This is a genomic window from Nonomuraea sp. NPDC003201, from assembly GCF_053590415.1.
The window spans coordinates 41702-55195 of sequence record NZ_JBSFTC010000043.1 but is presented as its reverse complement, the minus strand read 5'-3'; the positions used below and the strand labels follow the sequence as shown (position 1 = coordinate 55195).

The following is a 13494-nucleotide window of genomic DNA, read 5'->3' as shown; positions in this document are numbered from 1 at the left end:
TGTCTCGGCGCCCCCCCCCACCTACCTCCCTGCCCCTAACACTGTGCTTACCCGCCGCTCCCCCGATCGGGCCCCCCACGTCTCATCCACCGCGCCGGCCTCAGGCACCCCGGTCACGCGAAGTCGTAGCCGAGCCGGACGGTCACGGTGAGGGACTGGCGGCCGGGACTGATGGAGGCGCTGGTCTCGGCCACCGCGGCCATGGTGACGGGCTGGGGGCCGCCGCCCCTGACGTCCTCGCTCACCGAGACCACCCGGCCCAGCGGGCGCCCGGCCAGCTCGGCGTAGTGGGCGGCCTTGGCGGCGGCGTCGCGGAAGGCCCGGGTACGCGCCTCCCTCAGGACGCCCGACGGGTCCGACACCTCGAACGCCAGGCCGTTCAGCCGGGCCTCCTCCCCCACCCCGGCGACCGTGTCGATGACGTGGTCGGCCCTGGACAGGTCGCGGACGATCACCTCCACCCCCTGGACCGCCCGGTAGGCGGCCACCTTCGGGTAGACCTCGTACTCCGGGCCCAGCGACAGCTCCACCGTGCGCACGTCCTGCGCGGCGATGCCCTCCCGGGCCAGGGCCTCGGCCAGCCGGGCGGCGGCGGCCCGGACGGCGGTGAAGGAATCCGCGGCGGAGGCCCGGCGGACCTCGACGCCCGCGTGCAGCCGGAGGATGTCGGGTGCGGCCAGGACGGCGCCCTCGCCGACGACGGTGATGTCCACGCCTACTCCCTCGAACGGGTCCCGCATCGATCCTAGAACGCTCGGCGTCATCCCGCCCGGCCGATGCCCGGCGCGTCCAGGACGGCCTCCGCGATCGCCCCGGGGTTCTCGAGCTGGATCTGGTGCCCGCATTCCGGCAGGCGTACGAGCGTGGCGGACAGGGCCCCGGCCAGCCGCCCGTGGCCCAGATCCCGCCCGCCGGCGCTGATCACGGTGACCGGCACGCCGGGGAACTGCGTCTCCTCCCGCACCCGCAGCAGGTCGGCGACCATGTCGCGGCGGGCCAGCCACTCCCCCACCGCCGCGGCGAGCACCTTGCCCGTGCGGTAGACGCCGTACGGGTCGGGCACGCCGACGAGCAGCCGGTGGGCGGCGGGCCCGGCGAGACGGGCCACGGCGGTCGCGCCCCATGTGCCGCCCAGGGCGGGCAGCCACTGGCCGGCGGTCCTGGCCGGCGCGGACGGCTTGCGCTCCGTGACCGGGGCCGGATCCACCAGGACGAGCTTGGCCACGCGCAGCGGGTGCAGCCTGGCGAACGCCTCCGCGTGCCAGCAGGCCACGCCGTGGGCGACGACGGTCACCTGCTCGGGATGGGACGGGGCCAGCGCTGCCAGGCGGGCCACCTCGGTGTACAGGGTGGGCGGGGCGGTCGCGTGCGGGCTGAGGCCGAGGCCGCAGCGGTCGAAGCGGATGACGTGACGGGTTCCGGCCAGCAGCCCGGCCACCGCGCCCCAGTGGAACCAGGCGCCCCCGAGCTCGGCGGTGATCAGCACGACGGGCCCGGCGCCCTGCTCGACCACGTGCGGCCCGGCGTACCCGCCGTCGTGATCGACCGCCTCCGCCGTGATCGGCGGGACGGGCGGGTCGTCGGTGATGAGCAGGTGGACGGCCACGTACACCAGCCAGACCGCGAACAGCGTGAGCTGCGCCCGGTGGGCGAGCCCCACCCCGTGCCGGTCGGCGAGCGCGGCGGCGGTGAGCAGCGTGGCCGCCAGCCCCAGCCACGTGAACAGCCACGACACCCACGACCGCCAGCGCGCGCTGAGCAGCACCATCGCGGCCAGCAGGGCGGCCGTGCCCAGCGCCCCGGCCAGTTGGTGCACGTGGTGCGCGGACGACACGACCCGCCGCCCGCAGTACGGGTCGCTCAGCGTGGCGCAGTCCAGCGGGAACAGCCCGGCCGCGAACGTGAACACCCCGAACGCCGCCAGCGCCAGCCAGGCCTGCCACTCGCGCGCCACTCGCGGCACGAGCGCCACACCTGCCGCGCAGGCCAGCCCCGCCAGCGCGTCGCTGGTGCGGAACAGCCGCGTCCACGGCTGGTCGCGGGCGGCCAGCTCGCTGACGTACCCGTCGGTCCTGTCGACCTCCGGCGTGGTGAACTGGCCGGTGATCCACGCACTGCCCAGCACGGCCGCCACGATGAACGCGGAAGCCGCGAGGACGTACAACCTTCGCTCCACGTGATCATTAGATCACCCAGAGTGTCGAGTCAGAGGCCGGGCGCGCCCCAGACCGGGAACCATCGGCTGAGATCCTTCTCCAGCGGCAACTCGCCCTCGAGAGCGCCCCTGACCTGCAGTTCGAGCGCGTTGTCCCGCCTCTGGGCGGCGAGCGGGGCGAACGGGTAGAAGGTCCCGCGTTTGTAGAGGTACACGAGGGCCAGCCGGCGGCCGTCGCCTTCGGACCGGAACGACACCAGCGAGCACAGCAGCGACGGCCCGAACCCGGCCGACTCCAGCGACGAGTTGACGGCGTGCAACTCGGTGACCAGGTCGCCGAGCGCGTCGGGCTCGCGGCGCACCAGGAGCCAGGTGTAGCCGTAGGAGTCGCGCGACTCCTCGACGCGCTCGCCGAGCAGCTCCTTGACGTCGCGTTCCAGCGTGGCGAACGCGCCGCCCTCCGCGGCCCTGAAGGCCACCGAGCCGAGGCCCGTGGGCACCAGCCCGGTCGCGGCCTGCAGCGTCACGGCCGCCGACGGCAGCGCGAACAGCGCGTCGAGGTTGGGCTTGACCGGCTTCGACCGGCCGAGCAGGGCGTCCAGCCAGCCCATGCCGAGGTTCAGCCCCTTCCGAGCTGCCGGGAGATGTCCGACAGCTGTGCCAGCCGCCGTTCGAGCGGCGGGTGGGTGGAGAACAGGTTCGCCAGCGTCTGGCCCGGGGCCGCCGCCGGGGCGAAGTAGAAGGCGTTGAACGGCGCCGCCTCGCGCAGGTCCTGGGTCGGGATCCTGGCCATGTCGCCGGTGATCTTGACCAGCGCGCTCGCCAGGGCCGAAGGGCGCTGGGTGAGCAGAGCCCCGGCGCGGTCGGCCGCCAGCTCGCGGTAGCGCGACAGGGCCCGGGTGAGCAGGAAGCTGATCGCGTACACGATGACGGAGACGAGCAGGATGATCAGCCCGACGGGCAGCCCGCCCTGGTTGCCGTTGCGACGGCCGCCCAGCCCCGCGTAGAGGGCGAACCTGGTCATGAGCCCCGCCACGATACCCAGGAACGAGGCGATCGTCATGACGGCGACGTCGCGGTGGGCGACGTGCGACAACTCGTGCGAGAGAACCCCTTCGAGCTCCTGGGGCTCCAGGCGGCGCAGAATGCCGGTCGTCACGCAGACGACAGCCTTCTTCTGGTTGCGGCCGGTGGCGAACGCGTTGGGGACGTCGGAATCCGCGATCGCCACCCGCGGCTTGGGCATGTCCGCGAGCGCGCAGAGCCGGTCGATCATGCCGTGCAGCTCGGGAGCCTCCTGTGGCGAGACCTCCCGCCCGTGCATCGCGAACAGCGCGATGCGGTCGGACAGGAAGTACTGCACGAACAGCAGGCCCCCGGCTATCACCAGCACGCTCAGCGCCCGTACGCCCAGGGCGATCAGGACGCCGATGAACACGACATAGAGCAACCCGAGCAGGAACATCGTCACGACCATGCGGGTGGTCAGCCCGCGGTCGGACGCGAACCGCGTACTCACGGCTCAGCCCGGGATGAGGCCCTGGTCGCCCAGCATCTCCCGGACCTCCTCGATCGAGGCGTCCGCGGGGGGAAGGATCAGCTCTGACGGCTCAAGGCTGTCGTCGGGAAGCGCCTTGCCCACCTGGCGCACCTTGTCGAGCAACGCGTGCAGCTTCGTACGGAAGATCGGCTCGTCGCCGACCTCGATGGCCGCCTCGAGCTCGGTGTCGAGCTCGTTGAGCACCGCGATGTCGTCGGCGGAGATCTGTACCTGGCCTTCGCCCATGATCCTGACAATCATGCCGGCTCCCCAGGCTGACGGAGCTGCTGGGTCCCGCCGTGCTGCTGCGGCTGCGCCTGGGGCTGGGCCTGCTGCTGCGGCTGGCCCTGCTCGATGGCGCTCTTGGGCGCGGGGCCCTGGCCCAGCTCGGCCTTCATCCTGGCCAGCTCCAGCTCGACGTCCATGCCGCCGCCCATGCGGTCGAGCTCGGCCTGGATGTCGTCGCCGCGGCTGCCGGTGTAGTCGTCGAGCGCGCCACTGGCCAGCAGCTCGTCGATCGCGCCGGCGCGGGCCTGCATCTGCGCCGTCTTGTCCTCGGCGCGCTGGATCGCCAGGCCGACGTCGCCCATCTCCTCGGAGATGCCGGAGAAGGCCTCGTTGATCCGGGTCTGCGCCTCGGCGGCGGTGTAGGTGGCCTTGATCGTCTCCTTCTTCGTACGGAAGGCGTCGACCTTGGCCTGCAGCCGCTGGGAAGCCGTGGTGAGCTTCTCCTCCTCGGCCTGCAGGTTGTCGTGCTGCAGCTTCAGGTCGGCCATCTGCGTCTGCAGATTGGAGCGACGCTGCAGCGCCTCGCGGGCGAGGTCCTCGCGCCCGACGGACAGCGCCTTGCGGCCCTGCTCCTCAAGGCGCTGGGCCTGCTTCTCGAGGCCGGTTACCTGGAGCTCGACCCGCTTACGCGACGTGGCGACGTCGGCCACACCCCGGCGCACCTTCTGCAGCAGCTCGAGCTGCCGCTGATAGGAGTAGTCAAGGGTCTCGCGCGGATCCTCCATCTTGTCCAAGGCCTTGTTGGCCTTGGACTTGAAGATCATCGAAAGTCTCTTCATCACGCTCATGCGCGTCGGCCGTCCCCTTCTAGGTCGTGCTGGTGTTCACCCAATGCAGCGCAGCCGCCTTGGGATTACCCTACGCATAACGCACGAGGGCGTCACTAAGTTGCAGTCCAGGTAGGGTTGACGTCGTGTTGCGACGCCGTTCCCAAACCTCCGTGGACGACACCCCCGTCCCCGATGACGATCCTAAGCCCCAGGGTAAAGGTCGTCCCACTCCCAAGCGCCGTGATCAGGAGAGCAAACGGCGCCAGCCGGTCCATGCACCGAAAGACCGCAAAGAGGCCTATCGGCAGATGCGGACCAAGCAGGCCGCCGAGCGAGACCGGGCCCGCCAGGGCATGCTCGCAGGTGACGAGCGGTATTTTCCTGCTCGTGACAAGGGCGCAGCGCGCAAGTTCGCGCGTGAGTGGGTCGATTCCCGGCGGCTGCCGAGCCAGTATTTCCTGCCGTTCTCGCTACTGATCCTGCTGGCGACGTGGATCCCGTGGCCCATGTCGATCCGCACCGCGGTGCTGGGATACACGGTCACCATCGGCTGGCCGATCATGATGATCGGCGTGCTGTTCACCTCCGTCTACGTGGCGTGGAAGGTGAAGCGCCTGGTGGCGGAGAAGCTGCCCCAGGAGAGCACCCGGGGCGTGGGCTTCTACGCGGCCATGCGGGCGCTGCAGATCCGCAAGCTGCGCTTCCCGCCGCCCGCGGTGCTGCCGGGCGGCAAGCCGGTGCCCAAGAAGTAGCCGCCCCCGGTTTCCGGGGACGGCTCGCTCACGGAGCGCCGGACCAGCGGAGCAGGCCGCCCTTGACCGTGGCCCGCGCCCCGAACATGGGGCGGCCCTTCTCCAGCGCGTCCGCCATGTCACGCAGCATCGCGTGGTACGAGGGCCAGATCGGTTCCGGCCGCACCATCGACGCCACCACGTGACCGGTGTCCGCGTCGACCTCGATCAGGGTGCCGACGCGGATCAGCCGGCCGATCGGGTCGCCCCTGCCGACCCGCGAGGCGCAGCTCTCCCGCCACTGGTCGCGGATCTCGCGCACGCCGAGCACCTGCTCCTCGCCGAAGCTGAAGCGGGCTCCGGGCGGGCCGGACATGCCGTTGTGGCGCAGCAGCGAGGCCCTCAGGTCGTCGGGGAACTCCAGGCCCGTCTGGGCCTCGGCGAGCGCGACGGTGCCGGCCCTGCCGGGTGCGCCCAGCGAGGCGTACGTCCGGGGCGCGTGCTCCCGCAGCCACCGCTCGATGCGCCGCCACTGCCGGTTCACCGCCGCCCGCACGCGGGGGCTGATCGGGCGTACGGCCGCCTGACCGCTCAACATGCACGCGGCCGGGATGCCCGGAGGCGGCGTCGAGGCCGTGGCGGTCGGCGTGAGCGCGACGGGCGCCGGTGTCGGTGTCGGTGTCGGTGTCGGCATGACGGGCGCCGATGTGGGCGTGACGGGCGTCGGTGCGGGCGTGGGCGCCGGGCTCTGTCCGTCGGCGTCCATCGTCACGCCCATGACCGACTGCTCAGCCTGGGAGACGGCCCACCGCACCTCGGACGCCGCCTGCGGCCCCGTGGGGATGAGGGCGGCGCCCAGTGCCAGCGCCACCACCCCCGCGATGGCGACCCACGCCAGGCCCATCCGCGTGCGCGCGACCGCCTGCGGGGCCGGGGGCGCGGGCGGCTTGACGGGCATCCGGGCGCGGCGGCGCAGCCGTACCCCGATCGCGGTCAGGATGGCCGCCGTCAGCGCCAGCCGTACGAGCTTCAGCACGTCGCGCACCCTATCCCGAAACCAATCACCCCATGGACCGGGATTAAGGTCGGACCTATGGAATTCCGACACCTCGGTCGTAGCGGTCTCAAAGTCAGCGAGATCAGCTACGGAAACTGGCTCACCCACGGCTCCCAGGTCGAGGAGGACGCCGCCAAGCAGTGCGTGCAGGCGGCTCTCGACGAGGGCATCACCACGTTCGACACCGCGGACGTCTACGCGGCGACGAAGGCCGAGGAGGTGCTCGGCCGCGCGCTGAAGGGCGTGCGAAGGGAGTCGCTGGAGATCTTCACCAAGGTCTACTGGCCGACCGGCCCCGGCCAGAACGACCGCGGCCTGTCACGCAAGCACATCACCGAGTCCATCAACGGCTCGCTGCGCCGCCTGCAGACCGACTACGTCGACCTGTACCAGGCGCACCGGTTCGACTACGAGACGCCGCTGGAGGAGACGCTCAAGACGTTCGACGACCTCGTACGCCAGGGCAAGGTCCTCTACATCGGCGTCAGCGAGTGGAGCGCCGACCAGATCGCCCAGGCGCTGAAGATCGCCGACGAGATGGGCTTCGACCGGATCGTCTCGAACCAGCCCCAGTACTCGATGCTGTGGCGGATCATCGAGAGCGAGATCGTGCCGCTGAGCGAGAAGGAGGGCATCGGCCAGATCGTCTGGTCGCCCATCGGCCAGGGCGTCCTCACGGGCAAGTACCTGCCCGGGCAGCAGCCGCCGGAGGGCTCCCGGGCCACCGACGGCAGCGGCAGCGCCATGATCGCCCGGTTCATGAACGACGACGTGCTGACCCGCGTCCAGGAGCTCAAGCCGATCGCCGCCGACCTCGGGCTGAGCATGGCGCAGCTGGCCGTCGCGTGGGTGCTGCAGAACCCGAACGTCTCCAGCGCCATCGTCGGGGCCAGCCGCCCCGAGCAGGTGCGTGACAACGTCAAGGCCGCGGGCGTGAAGCTGGACGCCGACGTGCTCAAGCGCATCGACGACGTGCTGGACCCGGTCGTGGAGCGCGACCCGGCCAAGACGCAGAGCCCGCGCACCCGCCCGTAACCCCATCCCACCCGAGAAACAGCCCCTTGAGCCACAATGGCGCTCAAGGGGCTTTTCATTTACCGCAGATCACTCCTGGCGCAATGACAAACCCGTGTACTCCACGCGGTCCTCTTCGAGCAAGGCCACCTGCTCAACTCCCGATTCGAGCAGGTCACGCCAGTTCTCGCCAAGCCAGGACTCCGCGTCCGCCTGGCTCGGAAAAACTTCTCGCGGCAAAGGGCGATCCGTTACCTCACCACCATTTGCATTTTCATAACGCCACCGCCATGTCATGCCATACGCTCCTTTTCCGCGGGTTCGCCGGCGCACCCTCCGCAGGCACTGGAACCCTACTCCCGAGCTTGGAGGTCAATCGATGCTGCGCGCGTATCGTGTTGCGGCCGGGGTCGCCCTCGGGGCGGCCGCCTTCCTCTCGCTCCCCTCCTCCGCTCTCGCCGACCCCGCGGTCCCGCGGACGTGGAGCGCGTGGCAGAGCGACGGGACGGCCTGGCTGGCCGTGACGGCCGACGCCGCCCCGCCGGACGGCTCCGTCATCGGATGGCGCTTCTCCGTGGCCCCGGACGGGGCCAGGGGCGAGTCGCCCGGCGGGGACCTGCCGTCGTTCCAGGCGGTGTGCGGCCGGGACGCGTCCGGGTCCGGACACAAGCGCGTGGTGGTCGCGGTGGACTTCGGCGACGGGGAGGCCGACGCCTACCCCGGCGAGCGGACTCCCGGGCAGAGCGCGCCGAAGTGCGTCGTGGCCGCCGAGGACGCCACCGCCGCCCAGCTCCTCGCCTCCACCGCCAAGGTCCGGGTGAACGCCCAGGGAGCCGTCGTGGCGGTCGCGGACTATCCGTTCAGGGAGAGGGGCGGCACCGACCTGGCTGCCGCCGCCGCGTCCGCCGCCCCGTCCGGGAGCGGCCTGCCGATCACGCTGATCGCGGCCGGTGCGGGCGGGATCGCCCTGCTGGCGGGCGGCGCCGTGGCGGCCACCCGCCGCCGCTCCAGGACCCGCGTCTGACCTGGAACGTTCCATCCGCCCGGCCGGCCCAGGACGCTACGCTCGGCGCGGTGAAAATCCTTGTCTCCGGTACGGCGGGCGGCGCGGGATGGCCGGAACCCGGCTGCCGGTGCACCTCGTGCGCCGGGCTCCCGTCCGGCCACCGACGCCCGTTCGAGCTGGTCGTGGACGGCGTGGCCCGCTTCCCCTTCGACGATCCGCCGAGCGGCTACCGGGCCTGCGCGGGCGGGCTGGGGCTGGCCGACCCCGACGGCTCCCGGCTGCTCTGCCTCCCACGGGACCGGCCGGTGCCGGTGGACGGGCCCGCCAGGTACGACGTGGTGCTGATCGACCTGCTCGACCGGCCCGAGCGGCTCGGGGAGCTGCGGCGGGCGGGGCTGGCGGACGACCGGACCGCGGTGGTGGCCGTCGGGCTGGACCACCGGATCCGCTCGGAGGAGGAGCTGGCCAGGCGCCTGCGGCTGTGGGGCGCGTCGGCCGTTCCCGACGGGACGGTGCTGGAGACCGGCCTGGTGCTCCCCGGGACGGCCATCGGGATGCGACCCGGCGACGGTGGCGTGACGGCGCCGTGGCGGACGTTGCTGCTGGGCGGGTCGCGGTCGGGGAAGTCGGCCGAGGCCGAGCTGCGGCTGGCGGCCGAGCCGTACGTCACCTATGTGGCCACCGGCCCGAGCGGCGCGGGGGACGGCGAGTGGGCGGCCCGCGTGCGGGCGCACCGGGAGCGGCGGCCCGCGCACTGGGCCACGGTCGAGACCGCCGACCTCGTCTCGGCCATCGGGCAGGCCACCGCGCCGCTGCTGATCGACGGGCTCGGGACGTGGCTGACGGCGGTGTTCGACGAGCACGGGGCCTGGGAGGGCGACCGCGCGCCCGTCCGCGAACGCTGCGACGAGCTCGTGGCGGCCTGGCGGCAGACGCCCGTGCGCCTCGTGGCGGTCTCCGACGAGGTGGGGATGGGTGTGGTGCCCGCCACGCCCAGCGGGCGGGCCTTCCGGGACGCGCTCGGCCGTCTCAACGAACGCCTCGCCGCCGAGTCCGAGTACGTGGCCCTGGTGGTGGCGGGGCGCCTGCTGGAGCTGTGACCGCTACGGGCGGACGGCGCGGGCGTACCAGCGTCCGTCGAGCCGGTCCACGTGGAGGGGGCGGCCGAAGCACTCCGAGAGGTTGTCCGGGGTGAGCACCTCCTCCACCGGCCCCGCGGCCAGCACCCGGGCGTCGCGCATGAGCATCGCGTGGGAGGTCGTCGCCGGCACCTCCTCCAGGTGGTGCGTCACCGTCACGGTGGTCAGGACGGGCCGGGTCGTGGCCAGGTCCTCGACGGCGGTGATGAGGTCCTCCCTGGCCGGCAGGTCGAGCCCCGCGAACGGCTCGTCGAGCAGCAGCACCGCCGGGTCCCCCATGAGCGCCCTGGCCACCCTGATCCTGGCCCGCTCCCCCTGCGAGCACACGCGGAACGGCCGGTCCGCCAGGTCCTTGCACCCCAGGTCGGCCAGCAGCCGGTGGGCCCGGTCGCGCTCGCCTTCGCCGTACTTGTCCCACAGAGGAACGCTCGTCCCCGTGTGCCCGGTGAGCACCACGGTGTGCGCGGTCGCGCCCTCCTCCTCCATCAGCTCCTCGTCGATCAGCCGCTGGCTGGCCGCGACCAGGCCGATGTGGCGGCGCAGCTCCCGCACGTCCACCCGGCCGAGCTTGTGGCCGAGCACCTTGACCGCGCCCTCGCTGGGATGCCGGACGGCGCCCGCCAGGGAGAGCAGCGTCGTCTTGCCCGCGCCGTTGGGGCCGAGGATCACCCAGTGATCGCCGTAGTCCACCTGCCAATCGACGCCGTCCAGCAGCGCCTTGCCGACAACTCGGACACCTACGCCTTCGAGTTCAACCACGTGCATCCCGCCACACTAGTGGGCCTACGATCGTCCGATATGCGCCTTCCGCATGGCCTGTCATTGGCGATCGGCACTCTCAGCGTCTTCCCGGTACGGGTCGAGCGGGTGGACCGGGAGGTCGCGGGGCGGGCGATGACGCTGGCCCCGGTGGTCGGGCTCGCGCTCGGGCTGGTCGCCGGGCTGCCGTTGTTCCTGCCCGGGCCGCCGCTGCTGGGGGCGGCGCTGGCGGTCGGGCTGCTGGCCGTGCTGAGCCGGGGGCTGCACCTGGACGGGCTCGCCGACCTGGCGGACGGGCTGGGCAGCGGCAAGCCGGCCGCTCAGGCACTCGACATCATGAAAAAGTCGGACATCGGGCCGTTCGGCGTGATGACGCTGGTGCTGACGCTGCTCGTCCAGGTCGCCGCCGCGGCCGGGGCCGGGTACGCGGCGCTGGTGACGGCCTGCGTGGCCGGGCGGCTGGCGCTGACCTGGGCCTGCCGGGAGGGTGTCCCCGCCGCCAGACCCGACGGGCTCGGCGCGATGGTCGCGGGCACGGTACGCCGCCCCGCCTCCTTGCTCGTCACCCTGGCCGCCCTCCTCGGCACCGCCGCCGTCTGCCTGGGCCTGGCCGGGGAGCCCGTGTTGCCGCTCGGCCTGGTCGCCGGGCTCGGCGCCGCCCTGCTGCTGCTCGGGCACGCGCGGCGGCGCCTCGGCGGGATCACCGGTGACGTGCTGGGGGCGCTGGTCGAGACGGCCACGGCCACCACGTTGGCGGTGTGCGCGATCCTCGGCTGAGCGCCCCCGAGATCAGGCGGGTGAGGAGACCGGCTGCGGCACGCGTACCGGATAGAAGCGGAGCAGGGCCGCGCCGACGATCGCCATGAGGGCCCAGCCCACCAGGCCGGTCAGGCCGACCAGGACCTCGTTGGGCGGCGCGGCGGCGTCGCCGAGCAGCAGGACGGACTGGGCGACGGCGTTCAGCGAGCCGTGGGCCACGACGGCCGGCCACACGCTGCCCGTGCGCAGCCGCAGCCACCCGATCAGCACCCCGAACAGGACGCAGAACCCCACGAAGAACAGCGCCGCCCAGGAGCTGAGCCGCGCGTAGTTGTAGCCCAGGAGGGTGAGGGGGGCGTGCCAGAGGCCCCAGATGACGCCGGTGTAGACCAGCCCGAGGAGCATGCCGTTGGTGGAGACGAGCCGGGGCAGCAGCCAGCCCCGCCAGCCCCACTCCTCCCCCAGCGCGGGGATCGCGTTCAGCACGGGCCCGGCGACCACAGCGATCACGATCTGGAGCACGACCGCCGTGGTGAGGCTCTCGGGCACGCCCACGCCCTGGGCCCGCAGCGCCGCCCTGAACAGGCTGAACTGGTCGAGATCCAGCGAGAACAGCCCGACGGCGGCGCTCAGGACCGCCGCCAGGAGCAGCAGCAGCGGCACCCCGAGCCAGGCGGTCAGGATGAGGACGCCGGTGCGCCCCTTGCGCTCGCCCAGCGTGAGCCCGGTCTGCCTGGCCCACTCGCGGAACGGCGTGCGCGTGACCGCCCAGACGCCGAGCACCCCCACCGACGGGGTGAACATCATCAGCGTGGCCAGCGGCCGCAGCAGTGGCGAGCCGATCCCGCCGGCGAACCAGAGGGGCAGCGCCGCCGCCCACGACAGCCCGAAGGCCAGGACGATGAAGATGAGGAGAGGTCGTTTCATTGTTCCACTCGCTCTGCGATGAGGGCGTTGATGAGGGATGCGCCGCGTTCGGCGTCGTCGATGCTGATCGCGAGCCGGCCGCCGGAGCGGTAGCGGATGACCAGGCACTCGCCGCCACGCAGCATGATGGTCGAACTGCCGGGCAGCCCGCGGATGCCCCAGCCCCCGACCTGGGCCGGATGGCGCGTCTCCGACCAGGCCGACTCGATTCGCGACAGAGGGATCCTGCGCGCCGGCCAGCCGAGCGGCCCGAACCGGACGGCCACCCGGCCGTCGCCGACCTGCACGGACACGGACGAGGTCAGCACTCCGGCCGCCAGCACGAGGACGAGCCCGGGCAGGACCGACGTCGCCTGCCCGCCGGGCACCAGACCGGTGACGTAGAGCAGGCCCAGCACCAGGACGGCGGCCAGGGCGGCGACCGGGAGCAGCGCCAGCCACCGGTTGGCGGCGTGGCCGACCCACACGGTGCGCCGGCCGGACCTGAGCCGCAGGAGGGGCGGGGTCCGGTGGGCGGAATCCTGGTCGGCCGTGCCCCTGCGCAGATAACCCACGAGGACGGCGACGCCGGTCCCGGCCGCGATGACCGCGAGGACGTGCCAGCCGGGCAGCCGGGCCGCGGCCCAGTCGGGCGCGTCGAGGTTGGCGAGCACGGTCGTGACGTTGACGCCGAGCGCGAGCGCGCCCAGCCCGAACAGCCCGCCCCACCACACCGTCCGGCTCGGCCTGCTGGCCGTGGCCCGCTCGGCCGCGGCCAGCGCGACCAGCCAGAGCACCGCCCAGAGCAGGAACGTGACCACGATGTACGTGGTCAAGGACATCGAGCGGGAGGCCAGGCCGCCCAGGCCCCAGCGGGTGGCCAGGGGGTCGGGCAGCCGGTCGCGCAGCGCCAGCGGCAGCCCGATCTGCGCGGCGAGGACGAACAGCCCCCATATGACGGCGGTGATTCGGGGATTCACGGCAGGTCCTCCAGTATGGCAATGAGGTCGTCGCGGCCGTAGCCGTACTTGCGGGCCTCGTCCAGCAGCTCGCGCGCCCGCTGCGCGAGCAGGGCGCGACCGTCGGCGCGCCCCGCGACGCTGACCCCCCGGCCCCGCCTGAACTCCAGCAGCCCCTCGTCCCGCAGGTCGCGCAGCGCGCGCAGCACGGTGTTGGGGTTGATGCCGAGCACCTGGGCCAGGTCGCGGGCCGGCGGCAGGCGGTCGCCGGGCCGGTAGGAGCCCTCTCCGATCGCGCGGCGGATGGCGCCCGCCACCTGCTCGTGCAGGGGCCGGGCGTCGTTGAGATCGAGCGTCAGCAGCATGATGCTAATGACACTAGCACCATTCCGCATGACTCGCGATTGGTAG

17 protein-coding genes are annotated in these 13494 nt (G+C 72.6%); 5 read left to right on the top strand and 12 right to left on the bottom strand.

The annotated features are described in order from the left end of the window. Positions 1 to 113: 113 nt before the first annotated feature. From ACWDX9_RS18615 to ACWDX9_RS18590, 6 genes are read right to left on the bottom strand one after another with little or no spacing between them, the layout of a single operon-like run. Positions 114 to 713: an SIMPL domain-containing protein gene (locus tag ACWDX9_RS18615; protein ID WP_449955226.1), complete on the bottom strand. Its 600-nt coding sequence runs from the start codon at positions 711 to 713 to the stop codon at positions 114 to 116. 47 nt (positions 714 to 760) lie between these two features. Then, positions 761 to 2176 (bottom strand): alpha/beta fold hydrolase, encoded by a 1416-nt coding sequence (locus tag ACWDX9_RS18610; RefSeq protein WP_449955223.1) that lies wholly within the window; start codon positions 2174 to 2176, stop codon positions 761 to 763. A gap of 29 nt (positions 2177 to 2205) precedes the next feature. Continuing rightward, positions 2206 to 2766, bottom strand: a complete 561-nt coding sequence (gene pspAB, locus ACWDX9_RS18605; protein ID WP_449955220.1) for a PspA-associated protein PspAB — start codon at positions 2764 to 2766, stop codon at positions 2206 to 2208. 8 nt (positions 2767 to 2774) lie between these two features. Then, positions 2775 to 3674 (bottom strand): zinc metalloprotease HtpX, encoded by a 900-nt coding sequence (gene htpX, locus ACWDX9_RS18600; protein ID WP_449955216.1) that lies wholly within the window; start codon positions 3672 to 3674, stop codon positions 2775 to 2777. A gap of 3 nt (positions 3675 to 3677) precedes the next feature. Beyond that, a complete protein-coding gene (pspAA, locus tag ACWDX9_RS18595; RefSeq protein ID WP_185072836.1) occupies positions 3678 to 3956 on the bottom strand; it encodes a PspA-associated protein PspAA in 279 nt (92 codons plus the stop codon). After that, positions 3953 to 4771, bottom strand: a complete 819-nt coding sequence (locus tag ACWDX9_RS18590) for a PspA/IM30 family protein (RefSeq protein WP_363963402.1) — start codon at positions 4769 to 4771, stop codon at positions 3953 to 3955. The genes pspAA and ACWDX9_RS18590 overlap by 4 nt, the downstream gene beginning before the upstream one ends. Positions 4772 to 4896: 125 nt before the next feature. Between ACWDX9_RS18590 and ACWDX9_RS18585 the strand changes: the two genes are divergently transcribed. Continuing rightward, a complete protein-coding gene (locus ACWDX9_RS18585) occupies positions 4897 to 5505 on the top strand; it encodes a DUF3043 domain-containing protein (RefSeq protein WP_364255836.1) in 609 nt (202 codons plus the stop codon). Positions 5506 to 5533: 28 nt separating this feature from the next. On the opposite strand, the gene ACWDX9_RS18580 is transcribed toward ACWDX9_RS18585, so the two are convergent. Then, entirely contained in the window at positions 5534 to 6520 is a 987-nt protein-coding gene (locus ACWDX9_RS18580; RefSeq protein WP_449955214.1) for a hypothetical protein, read from the bottom strand. 57 nt (positions 6521 to 6577) lie between these two features. Here ACWDX9_RS18580 and ACWDX9_RS18575 point away from each other — a divergent pair, with 57 nt between their 5' ends. Beyond that, on the top strand, positions 6578 to 7576 hold the full coding sequence (locus ACWDX9_RS18575) for an aldo/keto reductase family protein (protein WP_449955212.1): 999 nt from the start codon (positions 6578 to 6580) through the stop codon (positions 7574 to 7576). A 69-nt stretch (positions 7577 to 7645) separates the two neighbouring features. On the opposite strand, the gene ACWDX9_RS18570 is transcribed toward ACWDX9_RS18575, so the two are convergent. Next, positions 7646 to 7852, bottom strand: a complete 207-nt coding sequence (locus ACWDX9_RS18570) for a hypothetical protein (protein WP_185072832.1) — start codon at positions 7850 to 7852, stop codon at positions 7646 to 7648. 82 nt (positions 7853 to 7934) lie between these two features. Here ACWDX9_RS18570 and ACWDX9_RS18565 point away from each other — a divergent pair, with 82 nt between their 5' ends. Both ACWDX9_RS18565 and ACWDX9_RS18560 read left to right on the top strand, forming a co-directional pair. Then, positions 7935 to 8579, top strand: coding sequence for an SCO2322 family protein (locus tag ACWDX9_RS18565; RefSeq protein ID WP_449955209.1), 645 nt, complete (start codon positions 7935 to 7937; stop codon positions 8577 to 8579). 50 nt (positions 8580 to 8629) lie between these two features. Beyond that, on the top strand, positions 8630 to 9661 hold the full coding sequence (locus ACWDX9_RS18560) for a bifunctional adenosylcobinamide kinase/adenosylcobinamide-phosphate guanylyltransferase (protein ID WP_449955206.1): 1032 nt from the start codon (positions 8630 to 8632) through the stop codon (positions 9659 to 9661). Positions 9662 to 9664: 3 nt separating this feature from the next. On the opposite strand, the gene ACWDX9_RS18555 is transcribed toward ACWDX9_RS18560, so the two are convergent. Next, on the bottom strand, positions 9665 to 10465 hold the full coding sequence (locus ACWDX9_RS18555) for an ABC transporter ATP-binding protein (protein WP_449955203.1): 801 nt from the start codon (positions 10463 to 10465) through the stop codon (positions 9665 to 9667). A gap of 33 nt (positions 10466 to 10498) precedes the next feature. Here ACWDX9_RS18555 and ACWDX9_RS18550 point away from each other — a divergent pair, with 33 nt between their 5' ends. Further along, complete coding sequence (locus tag ACWDX9_RS18550) at positions 10499 to 11236, top strand: adenosylcobinamide-GDP ribazoletransferase (protein ID WP_449955200.1); 738 nt, start codon at positions 10499 to 10501, stop codon at positions 11234 to 11236. Positions 11237 to 11248: 12 nt separating this feature from the next. On the opposite strand, the gene ACWDX9_RS18545 is transcribed toward ACWDX9_RS18550, so the two are convergent. Genes ACWDX9_RS18545 through ACWDX9_RS18535 form a run of 3 tightly spaced genes read right to left on the bottom strand, consistent with a single transcriptional unit; the run spans position 11249 to position 13448 of the window. Next, positions 11249 to 12145 carry a CPBP family intramembrane glutamic endopeptidase gene (locus tag ACWDX9_RS18545; protein WP_449955197.1) on the bottom strand — a complete coding sequence of 299 codons (897 nt, stop codon included), beginning with the start codon at positions 12143 to 12145 and terminating at the stop codon, positions 11249 to 11251. Beyond that, a complete protein-coding gene (locus ACWDX9_RS18540; protein ID WP_449955194.1) occupies positions 12142 to 13104 on the bottom strand; it encodes a hypothetical protein in 963 nt (320 codons plus the stop codon). The genes ACWDX9_RS18545 and ACWDX9_RS18540 overlap by 4 nt, the downstream gene beginning before the upstream one ends. Next, a complete protein-coding gene (locus ACWDX9_RS18535) occupies positions 13101 to 13448 on the bottom strand; it encodes a GntR family transcriptional regulator (protein ID WP_185072825.1) in 348 nt (115 codons plus the stop codon). The genes ACWDX9_RS18540 and ACWDX9_RS18535 overlap by 4 nt, the downstream gene beginning before the upstream one ends. Positions 13449 to 13494 lie beyond the last annotated feature (46 nt).

Bases quoted from the DNA above. Each gene is read 5' to 3' on its own strand.
- ACWDX9_RS18575 (WP_449955212.1), top strand. From the start codon at position 6,578: ATGGAATTCCGACACCTCGGTCGTAGCGGTCTCAAAGTCAGCGAGATC.
- ACWDX9_RS18550 (WP_449955200.1), top strand. From the start codon at position 10,499: ATGCGCCTTCCGCATGGCCTGTCATTGGCGATCGGCACTCTCAGCGTC.
- pspAB (WP_449955220.1), bottom strand. From the start codon at position 2,766: ATGGGCTGGCTGGACGCCCTGCTCGGCCGGTCGAAGCCGGTCAAGCCC.
- ACWDX9_RS18570 (WP_185072832.1), bottom strand. From the start codon at position 7,852: ATGACATGGCGGTGGCGTTATGAAAATGCAAATGGTGGTGAGGTAACG.
- ACWDX9_RS18590 (WP_363963402.1), bottom strand. From the start codon at position 4,771: ATGAGCGTGATGAAGAGACTTTCGATGATCTTCAAGTCCAAGGCCAAC.
- pspAA (WP_185072836.1), bottom strand. From the start codon at position 3,956: ATGATTGTCAGGATCATGGGCGAAGGCCAGGTACAGATCTCCGCCGAC.
- ACWDX9_RS18535 (WP_185072825.1), bottom strand. From the start codon at position 13,448: ATGCTGCTGACGCTCGATCTCAACGACGCCCGGCCCCTGCACGAGCAG.
- ACWDX9_RS18565 (WP_449955209.1), top strand. From the start codon at position 7,935: ATGCTGCGCGCGTATCGTGTTGCGGCCGGGGTCGCCCTCGGGGCGGCC.
- ACWDX9_RS18555 (WP_449955203.1), bottom strand. From the start codon at position 10,465: ATGCACGTGGTTGAACTCGAAGGCGTAGGTGTCCGAGTTGTCGGCAAG.
- ACWDX9_RS18545 (WP_449955197.1), bottom strand. From the start codon at position 12,145: ATGAAACGACCTCTCCTCATCTTCATCGTCCTGGCCTTCGGGCTGTCG.